Here is a 13,015-nt window from a genome sequence, read left to right as displayed (position 1 = left end):
ACCGGCGGCTGCTCAGGGCGCCCGCGGCAGAGGTTTGAGATTTCCTGCCTCAGGCGAACCAGTCCCACGCGAACGGCGTGATCGTGGAGACCGGCGTGCGCAGGACCGAGGTCAGGCCGTCGAGCGCCGGCGCACGGACCGCAGCCAGGACGTCGGCCGGGGCGCTCTCGCAGAAGTGAAGCGCCACCAGGTACTCGCCGGCCCGCTTGCTGCGCACGGGCTCCACGTCGGTGATCGTGACGTCGCGGCTGGCGAAGGTCCAGGTGCCGGCCACCCCAGGCTGACGGCGCACCGCCGCCAGGTGCTCGCGGTGCCAGGCACGCAACGCGGCGTCGGCGCCTGCGGTGCTGGGCTCCGCCACCCGCACCACCTCGACGATCACGCCGGCATGGATCCGGAACGGCAGCGCCGAGGCGCTGATCTCCACGCCGTCAGCGACCCGCCCCTCCAACGGGCGGAAGAAGCCGGTCAGGCGTCGCGTCGTCCACTCCAGGTCGGGACGGCGTCCGAGCTCGCCGGTCGTGCGGCCGAGCTCCAGCCACTCCCCGACGCTGTCGGCCACGGGGTCCGCGAACCAGTACATGGCCACGTAGTCGGCCGCCTCCAGGGCGCGGGCGTCAGCACTCGGCTCACCCTGCGCGCCCGACGCCGCCCGGTCGGCAGGTGTGCGCACCCAGCGGTCGCCGTGCAGGACGCCCGGCAGGGCACGGTTCTCCGGCTGGTGGTCGAGCTGGTGCCAGGCGTTGTAGTCCGGGTGCTTGGCAGGGTCGGTGACCTGCGGGAACGAGAAGAAGACTCGGCGGCATTGCTCCAGGCGCATGGCCTCAGCATCGAGCACCGTGCGATGCAGGTGTGACCTGCTCCCACTCGCTGGCACTCCGTCGCAGAACGCCAACAGGGGCAGGCCTGGCGGCCTGCCCCTGTTCGCTCGTTCAGCGGACGGCGTCTCAGCGGGCGCCGAGCACCAGACCCGAGGTGGGCACGCCGGTGCCGGCGGTGACCACCACGTTCTCCACGGTCTTCGGCTGGTTCACCGAGGTGCCGCGGATCAACCGCACCGCCTCGGCGATGCCGTTCATGCCGTGCAGGTAGGCCTCGCCGAGCTGGCCACCGTGGGTGTTCATCGGCACCGCGCCGTCGATGTCGAGCGCACCGGACTTGATGAAGTCAGGCGCCTCGCCACGACCACAGAAGCCGAGCTCCTCCAGCTGCGAGAGCACGAAGGGCGTGAAGTGGTCGTAGATGATCGCGGCGTCCATGTCGGCGGCCGTGAGTCCGCTCTGCGCCCACAGCTGGTCGCCGACCAGGCCCATCTCGGGGATGCCCGAGATCGAGTCGCGGTAGTACGAGGTCATCATGTGCTGGTCCTCGCCGGCCGCCTGCGACGCGCCGACCACGTGGACCGGCTTGTTGGGCAGGTCCTTGGCACGCTCCGCCGAGACCAGCACGATCGCCTGGCCGCCGTCGGTCTCCTGGCAGCAGTCGAGCAGATGCAGCGGCTCCGCGATCCAGCGCGAGGCCTGGTGCTCCTCAAGCGTGATCGGGCGGCCGTAGAAGTGCGCTGCCGGGTTGGTGGCGGCACGGGCCCGCGACAGCACCGAGACGCGACCGAAGTCCTCGGAGGTGGCGCCGTACTCGTGCATGTAGCGCTGCGCGAACATCGCCACCCACTGTGCCGGGGTGGAGAGGCCGAACGGCGTCATCCACGAGTAGGCGGCCCGGTCGGCGTTGGTGTCCATCGGGCGGTTGGCCTGGCCGAGGCCGTACCGCTCCCCCGAGCGCTCGTTGAAGGAGCGCCAGCAGACCACCACGTCGGCAAGGCCGGCGTGGATCGCCGCAGCCGCGTGCGCGACGGTGCCTGCCGCCGCGCCGCCGCCGTAGCCGACGCGCGAGAAGAAGGTGAAGTCACCGATGCCCACGTTGCGAGCGATGTGGATCTCCGAGCTGGACTCGGCGGTGAAGGTGACCAGGCCGTCGACGTCGCTGGGCTTGAGCCCGGCATCGGCGATGGCGGCGGTCACTGCCTCACAGCCGAGCTGGAGCTCGGAGCGGCCGGACTCCTTGGAGAACTCGGTCGCGCCGATGCCGACGATCGCAGCCGCGCCAGACAACCCGCTCATGCGCTCTCCTCCGGAAGCTCGACGACGACGAAGCCGCTCGCGTGCGGCCCGTAGCTGTTCATGCCCTTGACCTCGACGGTGACCCGGCGGCCCTCGACGGCGGTGACCGAGCCGGTCATCGTCATCGTGTCGCCCGGGAAGTTCGGCGCGCCGAGGCGCACCTTGATCTTCTTCACGACGGCGGCCGGACCGGCCCACTCCACGACGTACTTCTCCACGAACCCGTTGCTGGCAAGAATGTTCATGAAGATGTCCTTGGAGCCACGCTCCACGGCCAGCGCCGGGTCATGGTGGACGTCCTGGTAGTCACGGCTGGCGATCGCGGTGGCCACGATCATCGTCCGGGTCAGCGGGATCGGCAGCTCGGGGAGCTGCTCGCCCACGGTGACCTCAGCCGCCCGCTTGGTGGCGCTGATGCTCATGAGCGGACCTCCGTCTCGCTCAGCAGCGTGCCCAGGGTGGCCAGGGCCGCCGAGGCGCCACCCAGCGTCGAGGAGATCTGCTTGCCCCACAGGAAGTGACGGTGCACGGCGTAGTCGGTGTCGATGCCCATGCCACCGTGCACGTGCTGGGTGCGGTGCACGACGTCGAGCCCGGCCTGGTCGCACCACCACTTCGCCACCAGCGCGGAGCGCTCGGCGGCACGCAGCTCGTCGGTGCCCAGGGTGTCGTCGGCGTCGGCGGCGAGCGCCTGCCACATCGTCACCCGCATCCCGTCGATGTCGATCCAGCAGTCGGCCAGCTGGTGCTGGACGGCCTGGAACGAGCCGAGCGGACGCCCGAACTGCTCACGCTCGGAGAGGTAGGACGCGGCCAGGCGCATCGCACCGTCGGTGACCCCGACCTGGACCGCGGCCAGGGCGATCGCGCCGAGGCGCAGGGTGACCGCGAGGGCCTGGTCGCCCGGCTGGCCCACGGCCACGGCCGGGGCGCCGTCGAGGGTGAGCTCGCCGGCCAGGTCGTAGGTGGTGGTCTCCGAGGTGGCCACAGCGACGCCGTCGGCGGCGAGCTCGACCAGGAAGAGACCGGCACCGTTCGGCGCGGTCGCGGAGACCAGCACGTGCTGGGCTCCGGCCAGGCTCGGCACCACGGCCTTGACGCCGGTGAGGCGGTAGCCGTCGCCGTCACCGGTGGCGGCGGTGAGCGGCGCCGTCGTCTCGGCGCCGTCGTACTCCTCGAGCGCGAGCGCGATCCGGCTCTCGCCGGCAGCGGTGCCCGGCAGCAACGCAGCCTGCTGCTCGGCGGTGCCGAAGCGGGCGATCGCCTCGGCCGCGACGGCGGCCGACCACAGCGGGACCGGGGCCACGTGGCGGCCCTGCTCCTCGAGCACCACAGCGAGCGCGTCGAAGCCGAGACCGGCGCCGCCGTGCTCCTCGGCGATGGTCAGGCCGAGCAGGCCGGCCTGGGCCAGCGACTGCCACAGGACGTCGTCGATGCGGGTCTCGGAGACCTCGATCGCGCGCACCCGGTCGGTGTCGGCCTTGCCGTCGAAGATCTCGGCCGCCAGGCCGCCCAGGGCCTGGAGGTCCTCGTCAAGGTTGAAGTCCATCAGTTCTCCTCGGTTGCTGCAGCGCGGAAGACCGGCAGGGTCAGGTCGTCGTCGGCGTCGATCCAGTCGAGGGTCAGGGCCATCCCGATCGTCGCGGCCTCGGGGCTGACGCCGGCGAGGTTCGTGATCAGGCGGGTGCCCTCCTCGAGCTCGACCACCGCGATCACCAGCGGGTAGTCGAACGCCGGGTGCTTGGGGTGGTGCGCCACGGTGAACGAGTACAGGGTGGCGTTGCCCGAGGCGTCGACGGTGTCCCACTCGAACGACTGGCACTTCGGGCACTGCGGACCGACCGGGTGACGCAGCTCGGCGCACGAGGCGCAGCGCTGGATCACCAGGCGGTGCTCCTTGGCGGCGTCGAACCAGAACTGGTTGTCGAGGTTGATCGCCGGACGCGGACGCAGCGCCTTCGGCTTCTCCTCGGCGGGGGCCTCGGCCTTCGCCTTCGGCTTGAACCGCAGGGTGCGCCAGGTCTGGGTGGCGACGACCTGGTCGTCGGCGTCGCGGTAGGTCTTCACCGTGGTCACGAAGCGTCCGGTGCCGAGACCGGTCTCCTTCTCGGGACCGATCGCGGAGACGACCTCCTCGATGGTGATGTCGTCACCGGGGACCAGCTCGCGCTCGAACTCGAACTCGGAGTCGGTGGCCACGACCGAGGTGTAGCCACCCTCGGCGAGCAGCTCGACCAGCTCGGCGAATCCGGCGCCGGCGCCGCTGTCGGCGACCGGGCGGACCGTCTTGGCGTAGCCGCGCATCACCCAGGCCTGGACCATCGAGGCCGGGGCGACGACGGCGTCACGCCCGGTGGCCGCGGCAGCCTCGGCGTCGAGGTGGGCGGGGTTGGTGAGGTCGAATGCCTCCACCCAGTGCCGGATCATCGGCACGTTGACCGGGTCCTGCGCCGGGGTCTTGGCGTTGATCACCCGGCCGACGAAGGCGGCCAGGCGGTCCTCGTAGCTGTGCCCGTTGGATGCGTGCTCGCTCATCAGCGCTTCCCCCTCGGCATGCCCAGGCCCATGGTGGCGATCATGTCGCGCAGGACCTCGTTGACGCCGCCACCGAAGGTGTTGACCAGGCCCTGGCGCGAGAGCTGCTCGACCTGGGCGTGCAGCACCGCACCGGTGGAGCCGGCGCGGATCCGGCCGGCGGCGCCCAGGATCTGGAACAGGGTGCGCTGCAGGTCGATGTGGGTCTCGGTGCCGTACGCCTTGGCGGCGCCGGCCTGCTCACCGCGCAGGCTGTGGTCGCCCACCGCGGCGGCGAGCTTCCAGTTGACCAGGCGCATCGCCTCGAGCTTGGCGTGGGTGCGGGCGAACTCCTGCTGGACCCACGGCTTGTCGATGACGCCGGTCTCCTTGGCCCACTCCAGCGTCTGCTCCCAGAGCTGGATCATCCGGCCGCCGAGGGCGGCCAGCGCGACGCGCTCGTGGTTGAGCTGCGCGGTGATCAGGCTCCAGCCGCCGTTGACCTCGCCGACGACCTCGCTCTTGGAGACGCGGATGTCCTGGTAGTAGGTGGCGCAGGGGTGGATGCCGCCGACCGACTTGATCTGGCTGTGCGAGTAGCCGGGGTCGTCGCAGGGGACGATCAGGATCGAGATGCCCTTGTGCTTGGGGGCCTCGGGGTCGGTCCGACAGGCCAGCCACACGTAGTCGGAGGTGTTGCCGCCGGTGGTGAAGATCTTCGAGCCGTTGACGACGAAGTCGTCGCCGTCCGCGACCGCACGCGTCTTGAGCGAGGCGAGGTCGGTGCCGGCGTCGGACTCGGTGTAGCCGATGGCGAAGACGATGTCGCCGGTCAGCATGCCGGGCAGGTACTTCTTCTTCTGCTCCTCGGTGCCGAACTGCATCAGCGTCGGGCCGACGGTGTTGATCGTGACCAGCGGGAACGGCACGCCGGCGCGCTGGATCTCGTCGTAGAAGATGAACTGCTCCTCGGCGCCCAGGCCGCGGCCGCCGTACTCCTGGGGCCAGCCGACGCCGAGCCAGCCGTCGCGGCCCATCATCTTGACGACCTCGCGGAAGCGCGGGCCTCCGGCGCCGAGCTCGCCGACAGCGCGGCGCTCGTCGTCGGGCAGCAGTTGGGCGAAGTATTCCCGCAGCTCCAGGCGCAGTGCCTGTTGAGCGGGGGTCTCACGCAGTTCCATGACACTCCTTGTTCGCGGCCGGAAGAGGCGTTGAGCGTCAGATTGTCAGGTGAGTAGACATGTGTCAACCGCTCGTCTATCCGAAGGGATACTCCGCCGTATAGGGTGCTCCCCATGACCAGTCGCCACCGCGTCGTGCAGCGCGTCCTCTCGCCTGCTCGTGCGGCGACCCGCGAGAAGCTGATCGCCACCGTGATCGAGTTGGCCACCGATGGCGGCTACGAGGCGGTCGGGATCCGCCAGGTCGCGGCTGCGGCCGGGGTGTCGGTGCCGACCGCCTACCAGCACGCGAGCTCGAAGGACCAGCTGCTGATGGAGGCGCTGATGTCCCTGGGTGAGCGCTCCACCGAGGCGTTCCGGGCCCGGCCGCCGCAGGGCGCGACGCCGGCCGAGCGACTCGGCGTCGTCTTCGCCAGGATCCTGCGCGAGGCGGGCGAGAAGCCGCTGCTGTACCAGGCCCTCTACCGCGGCTACGTGGCGAGCGCGCCCGACTGGGCCGACGAGGACGGCGTGGTCGGGTTCGGCCCCGAGCAGGCAGCCTGGATCGGCGAGACGCTGGCCGGCTCCGAGCACTCCCCCGAGCAGATCGAGAGCGCCACCCGGATGCTCTCGATGATGTTCCTCGGCGCGATGATCGGGGTCGCGTCGGGACGCAACCCCGAAGAGGTCAGCCAGATTCTGGAAGAGGCGACGGCGCGACTGCTGCCGTGACCGCGGCGGCCCGGCGCCTGGCAGGTCCGGCCAGCGCCAGGCAGAGCACCGCGCCCACCAGCGAGACACCGACGCCGACCAGCGACGAGATCTGGAAGCCTCGCTCGACCGGGTGGTCGGCGCCACCGGAGAACTGAAGCAGCAGCATCGCGGAGAGCGCGCTGCCGATCGAGAACCCGATGAAGCGCAGCACCACGTTGAAGCCGATCGCGCTGGCCGTCTGCTCGAGCGGCACGAAACGGGCCATCAGCCACGGGATCGCGTTGAAGGTCATGCCGGCGCCGATCCCGCCGATGCCCATCGCCACCACCACCTGCCACAGCTCGTCGTGCGCGGCCCACAGCGACAGGTTGGCCAGCGCGAAGCCGACACATCCCAACGGGAGCAGGAGATCAGGGCTCATCCGCTCAGCCACCCAGAGCGCGAAGCGAGCACCGACCACGCTGGTCAGCGCGTAGGGAACCATCATCAGACCGCCGACGGTCACCGACTGACCGAGGCCACCGCTGGCCTGCGGATCGGCTTGGACCAGGACCAGCGTGGTGACCATGATCAGGTACATCCCCACGCCGCCGAGGAAGGCCGCGATGTTCGCGCCGAGCACGCCGGGGCTGACCGCGAGGCGCAGGTCGACCAGCGGGATCCGGCGGCGCAGCAGCCAGAGGACAGCGGCGACCAGCACCAGGCCGCCGATCGAGGCGGGCACCCACACGTGCGGTGAGCCGACGCCGTGTTGGGAGACCTGGGTGATCGCGAGCAGCACGCCGAGCGTGCCGCCGCCGATCAGCAGCGCGCCGGTCCAGTCGACGTCGCGGGTCTCGACGCTCGAGGCCTCGGGCACGGTGACGGCAGCCATCAGGAACGTCGCACAGATCATCGTGGCGACCACCATGAAGGCGCCCTTGACGCCGACCAGGTCGGCCAGCAGCGCCGAGACCGGGAAGCCCAGGCCGGCGCTGAGCACGGTGGAGAGCGAGATCATCGCCAGCGCCGAGCGCTGCCGCTCGACAGGGATCGCGTCGCGTGCCACGGCGATCGCGAGCGGGTTGATCCCGAACCCGATGCCCATCAGCGCGCGACCCACCAGGACGCCCCAGAAGCCGAGCGGCAGGGCCGCCAGCAGGCAGCCGATCCCGACCAGGCCGAGGACGGCGAGCAGGACGGGCCGGCGACGACGGCCGGTGCCGAGACCACCGATCAACGGGGTGGCCACCGCGCCGACCAGGAGGGTGGCGGTCAGGGACCATTGCGCGAGGCGGAGCGAGACGTCCTCATGCTCCGCGACCGCGGGCACCAGGGGCGCGCCCAGGCTGCCGACCATGCCGGTGATGGTGGCCATCACGACCAGACCGACATAGAGCCGTCCGGTTCGGCTGCGCGCGCTGGTGGTCATCGTGCTCCTTCTCCTGGGCCGCTTGGCAGTATCCGGCGACGGCGGCTGCCGTGACGGGCAGATCCCGTCAGTTGGCACGAGAAGTTGGGACGGGGCGGGGCAGCTCGCTGGCGCGCCGAAGCCTTCGGCGACCGGGGTGGCTGCCGGAGGTGGCGGTGGTGCTGTCGCTCAGTCGAGTTGGATCGTGCCGAGGGCGGTGACCAGCCAGGTGTGGCCGTGTCTGTTGTGCCAGGTGTAGGTGCCGTCTCGGTTGCGGCGATACCTCCAGCCGGCGAAGGTCTTCGCCAGGTGGTGACGTCTGCACAACGGGGCGAGGTTCTCGGGGTTTGTCTGTCCGGGTGGGCCGCGTAGTTCGTTGGGCCCCGTGTCGTAGGGGGCGATGTGGTCGAGGTCCGCGTCTGCGGATGAGCGGGTGCAGTGCGGGAAGACGCAGTGCGGGTCTCTGAGCCGGACCTGCTCGGCCATCCAGGCGGGTGGGTCGTGGCGGTCGACGGTGCCGGTGCGGTTGAGGTCGATGACCGGGGTGATCGAGGCGATGGACCCGTGGCGTTTCAGCCAGTCGGTGAGCTGCTCGATGAGGACGGGGCCGAGGCGGTCGGTGTCGGCGAGGGCGAGGGCGTCTGTGCCGAAGAGGTCGGCGAGGGTGGTGTGCACGAAGACGCGTAGGCCGCGGCCAGGTCGCGCCCGTCGAGGCCCCCGCTGGTCGACACCGACGCCATCGCGCTGGTCGACACCGACGCCATCGCGCTGGTCGACACCGGCGCCACCCCGCTGGTCGCGCTGGTCGCGCTGGTCGCGCTGGTCGCGCTGGTCGAGACCATCGGAACCTTCGTAGTCCAGCGTCCCTTGCGCCTCCGCGATGCTGCCGAGTGCCTTGGCCTTCCGCTGCCCGAGGGTGTCGGTGTCACCGGCGCGCTTCAACTTCTCGGCCTCGTCGCACACGAGGTCGTGGAACCGGGCGAGATCGAGGCTGTCGCCCACCACGTCGAGCGTCGACGTGCCCGAGGCGGAACCATCCGGGCCGTAGCGGTGGTTCAGGCTGACGTCCCAGTCGGCCTTGGTGAGCGGCCCGGTCTTGTCGCGGATCAACTCCGGATGGAACTTCGCCACCGCCATCGCCAGGGTACGTTCGATGGTGGGCCAGCCGTAGCGTTCGCCGTCCGCGAGGGTCTGGTCGAACCAGGCGGCCGCTTCACGGGAGAGCTTGCGGGTGAGCTCCGCGACCCGGCGTGCCTTCCAGCCGGGCACCTCCAGCAGCTCGACCTGCGCCCACAGCAACGGGAGGCGGTGATGGAGGTCCAACGCATCGGCCAACAGGGAGAGCGCGGCATACCGGGAGATGCCTGATGCGGCCGCGAACTCCTCGGCCGCGAACGCAGCCACCGCAGGAGTGCCCTCGCCACCGAGGAAGTCATCCAGATCAAGAGACGCGAACGCGGCGTCGTCACACCACGAAGCCGCCGAACCGCCGTCCACCACAGGGTTGACCACACACCACTGATGCGCGAGCCGCAGTTGCTGACGCCCCAGCACCAGCGCCGAGTGACACCCTTCGGAGATCACCGCAAGCAAGCACCCCGCGTCGAGGTCCGTGACCTCATACGGAGTGTGCGTGGCGTCGATCTCGATCATGAGAACAGTCCATCAGGACCCTCCGACACAACCATCCGCCCGCACGGCGGAGCACGATCAGAAGGGCGGCGCGGCACTCCGAACGCTCACCACACCCCCACGACCTCCCCGCCCAGCCGCACGATGAACGCACCCACCACGACGATGAAGAAGACCCGCACGAAGCCGGCGCCGCGGGCGACGGCGGTGCGGGCGCCGAGGTAGCCGCCGAGCAGGTTGCCGGCGCCCATCAGCAGGCCGAGCTTCCACATCACTGCGCCGGTCGGGATGAAGAGCAGCAGCGCGCCGAGGTTGGTGGCGAAGTTGGCGAGCTTGGCCTTCGCGGAGGCTTGCAGGAAGTCGTAGCCGAGCAGGCCCACCAGGGCGATCACGAAGAAGCTGCCAGTGCCGGGCCCCAGGATGCCGTCGTAGGCACCGATCACGAAGCCGACCGCCATTGCCGCCGCCACGTGCCGGTGCCCGTCGAAGCGCAGCTCGGTGCGCTCCCCCAGGTCCGGGCGCAGCAGCACGTAGGCGCCGACCACGATCAACGCCGCCAGCACGATCGGCGTGAACGCCTCCTTGGGGATCATTCTCGCCCCCAAGGCCCCGACGAACGCTCCGGTCAACGCCAGCAGCATCATCGGCACGAAGGTCCGCGGATCGGGCCGCAGCCGGCGGTAGTAGGTGGCCGCACTGGTCGCCGTCCCGCAGATCGACGCCAGCTTGTTGGTGGCCAGGATCTGCACCGGCGACGCGCCGGGCACCCCCAGCAGCAGTGCAGGCAGCTGCACCAGCCCGCCACCGCCGACCACGGCGTCGACGAAGCCGGCCGCGAACGCGGCCAGGAGAAGCAGGGCGACGACCCCCAGACTCAGCTCATCCATCGGCCTCCAATCTAGTTGGTCAGGCAGTGGCCCCGCCGTCCACCACGAAGTCGGCCCCTGTCGCATACGAGCTCGCCGGCGACGCCAGGAAGGCGACCATCGAGGCGATCTCCTCGGCACTCCCCCGGCGCGGGATCGGCAGGTGACTGAAGTCGGAGCTGCGGTCGGCGACCATCGGCGTCTCCACCGCGCCCGGGCAGACGCAGTTGACCCGGATCCCTTGCGGGGCGAGGTCCAGTGCCGCCGAGCGGCTCGCACCGCGCAGCCCCCACTTGGACGCCGAGTACGGCAGCGCACCCGGATAGCCGCGAACTCCCGCCGTCGAGGAGACGTTGACGATCGAGCCGCCACGCGGCATCACCGCCGCCACCGTCTGCATCCCGAGCATCGGCCCGAGCAGGTTGACGTCGAGCACCAGGCGCAGCGTCTCCTCCGCCCAGTCGGCCAGCTCCGCGCTGCGCAGGATCCCGGCGTTGTTGACCAGCACGTCGATCCGCCCGTGCTCGGCGACCACCGCGTCCACCACCTCGCGCCACTGCGCGGACGACGACGTGTCGAGCCGGTAGGCGCGCACTCCCAGCTCGGCACCGATCGCCTGCACGCCCTCGGCATCGATGTCGGTCGGCACCACGGACGCCCCGAGCTCAGCGAGCAGCCGCGCCTCCGCGGCACCCTGACCTGCCGCGGCACCGGTCACCAACGCGACCTTGCCGTCCAACCGCACCAGCGGCTCACCCATCTCCGCACCCTTCGCCCAAGCCCCATAAGGCCTCTCCCACCAACGGGACGACCCTAGTGGCCCCGGTCACGCTCCCGTCAGACGGGAATGTGCGGCGGCGCCCAGGGGCGGACCGAGCATCATCGGCCCCACCCCGACACCTGAGGAGACAGTCATGGAGCCCCACGCCGCGCGTCCACTCGAGGGCCGCTTGGCACTCGTCACCGGTGCCGGCCAGGGGGTGGGTCGTGGCATCGCCTCCTGCCTCGCCGCTGCCGGAGCCACGGTCGCGGTGAACGACCTGGCACCCACCCGCGCGGACGCCGTCGCCGCCGAGATCCGTGACGCCGGTGGAGACGCGTTCGGACTCGCCTTCGACGTCACCGACGCGGACGCCGCGCAGACCGCCGTCGGCGACCTGGAGATCGACATCCTGGTCAACAACGCCGGCGTCCCGCCCGGCGGCGGTCGTCCCAACCGGTTCGCCCAGATGCCGCCCGAGGACTGGCAGCTCCAGATCGACCTCAACCTCGCCGCACTGATGCGCCTTGCCCAGCTGGTGATTCCCGGCCAGGCGGAGCGCGGCTGGGGCCGGATCATCCAGATCTCGTCGGGCGCCTCCTCGCGAGGGCTGGCGATCGGCGTGGCGGCCTACGGCGCCGCCAAGGCCGGAGGCGAGGCGCTGATCCGCCACTTGGGCGTCGAGTACGGCCCCGAGGGCATCACCGCCAACTCGCTGGCTCTCGGCCTGATGGAGGGCGTCGGCAGGGCCGGCGACCCGGCTGTCGACCGGCTGATCCGGGGCGTCCCGATCGGCCGGCTGGGTCGCCCGCAGGAGGTCGGCGAGGCCTGCGTCTGGCTCGCCTCCGAGGCCGGTGGCCTGGTCAACGCCCAAGTGATCCATCTCAACGGAGGAACGGTCTTCGGACGATGAGCGACCCCCTGATCCCGATGGGCAGCGTGCTCGCCGAGCACGCCCGTCGCCACCCGGAACGCGTTGCGATCCGCTGCGGCGACGACGCGTTGACCTACCCGCAGCTCCAGGCCGCGGTCGACCTCGCCGCCTGCCACCTCGCCGACGCGGGCGTCGGCGCGAGTGACGTGGTGGCGATCGCGCTGCCCAACAGCATCGACTTCCTTGTCGCGGCGTTCGCGGCCTGGCGCCTCGACGCGATCCCCTTCCCCCTGGCCGCGCACCTGCCGGACCGCGAGCGCGATGCCCTGCTGGGGTTGGCGAGGCCGGCAGTGGTGATCGGCGAGCCGCACCCCGCCTGGCCCGGCCTGACGCCCGGGGACCTGGCGTCCGCGGCCCACCGCGAGACGCGGGCACTGCCGGCCCCGACCGGCGACCAGCCGTGGAAGGTGATCGGCTCGGGCGGCAGCACCGGTCTGCCGAAGCTGATCATGGCCGGGGTTCCTGCCCTCGTCGATCCCGAGGTCGCCCGGTACACGATCACCGGCGACGACGTCGTCCTGGTCCCTGGCCCGCTCTACCACCAGGGCCCGTTCATCTTCGCGACGGCGGGACTGCTGACCGGCGGCACCGTGCTGATCACCCCACGCTTCGACGCCTCCGAGACCCTCGCTCTGATCGAGCGGCACCGCGTCACCTGGGCCTTCCTGGTGCCCACCATGACGCACCGGATCTGGCGCCTGCCGGAGCTCGAGCGGCAGGCCGCGGACCTCTCCAGCATCCGGCTCCTCTTCAGCACCGGCGCGCCCTGGCCCTCCTGGCTCAAGCAGCACTGGCTCTCCTGGCTCGGGCCCGACCGGGTGATCGAGTGGTACGGCGGCACCGAGGAGCAGGGCGGGTTGCGGATCACCGGCAGCGATGCCGTGGAGCATCCCGGTGCCATCGGGCGCGCCGACGACGACGTCCG

The 13,015-nt window shown here is 71.0% G+C and carries 13 protein-coding genes; 3 read left to right on the top strand and 10 right to left on the bottom strand.

What is annotated here, in order from left to right; all coding sequences use genetic code 11:
- Positions 1-49: 49 nt before the first annotated feature.
- From ABD151_RS12805 to ABD151_RS12780, 6 genes are all read right to left on the bottom strand, one after another.
- Complete coding sequence (locus tag ABD151_RS12805) at positions 50-820, bottom strand: hypothetical protein (protein ID WP_343994927.1); 771 nt, start codon at positions 818-820, stop codon at positions 50-52.
- Positions 821-947: 127 nt separating this feature from the next.
- Entirely contained in the window at positions 948-2,120 is a 1,173-nt protein-coding gene (locus tag ABD151_RS12800) for a lipid-transfer protein (protein WP_343994925.1), read from the bottom strand.
- Complete coding sequence (locus tag ABD151_RS12795; protein ID WP_343994923.1) at positions 2,117-2,542, bottom strand: MaoC family dehydratase; 426 nt, start codon at positions 2,540-2,542, stop codon at positions 2,117-2,119. The genes ABD151_RS12800 and ABD151_RS12795 overlap by 4 nt, the downstream gene beginning before the upstream one ends.
- The gene (locus ABD151_RS12790) at positions 2,539-3,669 is read right to left on the bottom strand and encodes an acyl-CoA dehydrogenase family protein (RefSeq protein ID WP_343994921.1); all 1,131 of its coding nucleotides are present in this window, start codon (positions 3,667-3,669) and stop codon (positions 2,539-2,541) included. The genes ABD151_RS12795 and ABD151_RS12790 overlap by 4 nt, the downstream gene beginning before the upstream one ends.
- A complete protein-coding gene (locus ABD151_RS12785) occupies positions 3,669-4,655 on the bottom strand; it encodes a bifunctional MaoC family dehydratase N-terminal/OB-fold nucleic acid binding domain-containing protein (RefSeq protein ID WP_343994919.1) in 987 nt (328 codons plus the stop codon). The genes ABD151_RS12790 and ABD151_RS12785 overlap by 1 nt, the downstream gene beginning before the upstream one ends.
- The gene (locus tag ABD151_RS12780; RefSeq protein WP_343994916.1) at positions 4,655-5,815 is read right to left on the bottom strand and encodes an acyl-CoA dehydrogenase family protein; all 1,161 of its coding nucleotides are present in this window, start codon (positions 5,813-5,815) and stop codon (positions 4,655-4,657) included. Before ABD151_RS12780 ends, ABD151_RS12785 begins: the two co-directional genes overlap by 1 nt.
- A 114-nt stretch (positions 5,816-5,929) precedes the next feature.
- Here ABD151_RS12780 and ABD151_RS12775 point away from each other — a divergent pair, with 114 nt between their 5' ends.
- Positions 5,930-6,526 (top strand): TetR/AcrR family transcriptional regulator, encoded by a 597-nt coding sequence (locus ABD151_RS12775; protein WP_343994914.1) that lies wholly within the window; start codon positions 5,930-5,932, stop codon positions 6,524-6,526.
- Here the strand turns inward: ABD151_RS12775 and ABD151_RS12770 are convergent.
- The 4 genes from ABD151_RS12770 to ABD151_RS12755 all read right to left on the bottom strand — a co-directional run bounded on the left by ABD151_RS12770 (position 6,483) and on the right by ABD151_RS12755 (position 11,156).
- Complete coding sequence (locus ABD151_RS12770; RefSeq protein WP_343994912.1) at positions 6,483-7,919, bottom strand: MFS transporter; 1,437 nt, start codon at positions 7,917-7,919, stop codon at positions 6,483-6,485. The two genes, ABD151_RS12775 and ABD151_RS12770, sit on opposite strands and share 44 nt — an antisense overlap.
- A gap of 168 nt (positions 7,920-8,087) precedes the next feature.
- The gene (locus tag ABD151_RS12765) at positions 8,088-9,551 is read right to left on the bottom strand and encodes an HNH endonuclease signature motif containing protein (protein ID WP_343994910.1); all 1,464 of its coding nucleotides are present in this window, start codon (positions 9,549-9,551) and stop codon (positions 8,088-8,090) included.
- 86 nt (positions 9,552-9,637) lie between these two features.
- Positions 9,638-10,417 (bottom strand): TSUP family transporter, encoded by a 780-nt coding sequence (locus ABD151_RS12760; RefSeq protein WP_343994908.1) that lies wholly within the window; start codon positions 10,415-10,417, stop codon positions 9,638-9,640.
- Positions 10,418-10,436: 19 nt separating this feature from the next.
- Entirely contained in the window at positions 10,437-11,156 is a 720-nt protein-coding gene (locus tag ABD151_RS12755; RefSeq protein WP_343994906.1) for an SDR family NAD(P)-dependent oxidoreductase, read from the bottom strand.
- Positions 11,157-11,310: 154 nt separating this feature from the next.
- On the opposite strand from ABD151_RS12755, the gene ABD151_RS12750 reads away from it, so the two are divergent.
- The gene (locus ABD151_RS12750; protein WP_343994904.1) at positions 11,311-12,069 is read left to right on the top strand and encodes an SDR family NAD(P)-dependent oxidoreductase; all 759 of its coding nucleotides are present in this window, start codon (positions 11,311-11,313) and stop codon (positions 12,067-12,069) included.
- Positions 12,066-13,015 (top strand): class I adenylate-forming enzyme family protein (locus ABD151_RS12745; RefSeq protein WP_343994902.1); only part of this gene is annotated, 950 nt, incomplete at its 3' end. The genes ABD151_RS12750 and ABD151_RS12745, both read left to right, overlap by 4 nt.

Origin of the sequence: Nocardioides dubius, assembly GCF_039528155.1 — a bacterium.
Taxonomy (GTDB): Bacteria; Actinomycetota; Actinomycetes; order Propionibacteriales; family Nocardioidaceae; genus Nocardioides; species Nocardioides dubius.
This window is presented reverse-complemented; position numbering and strand designations above follow the sequence as displayed.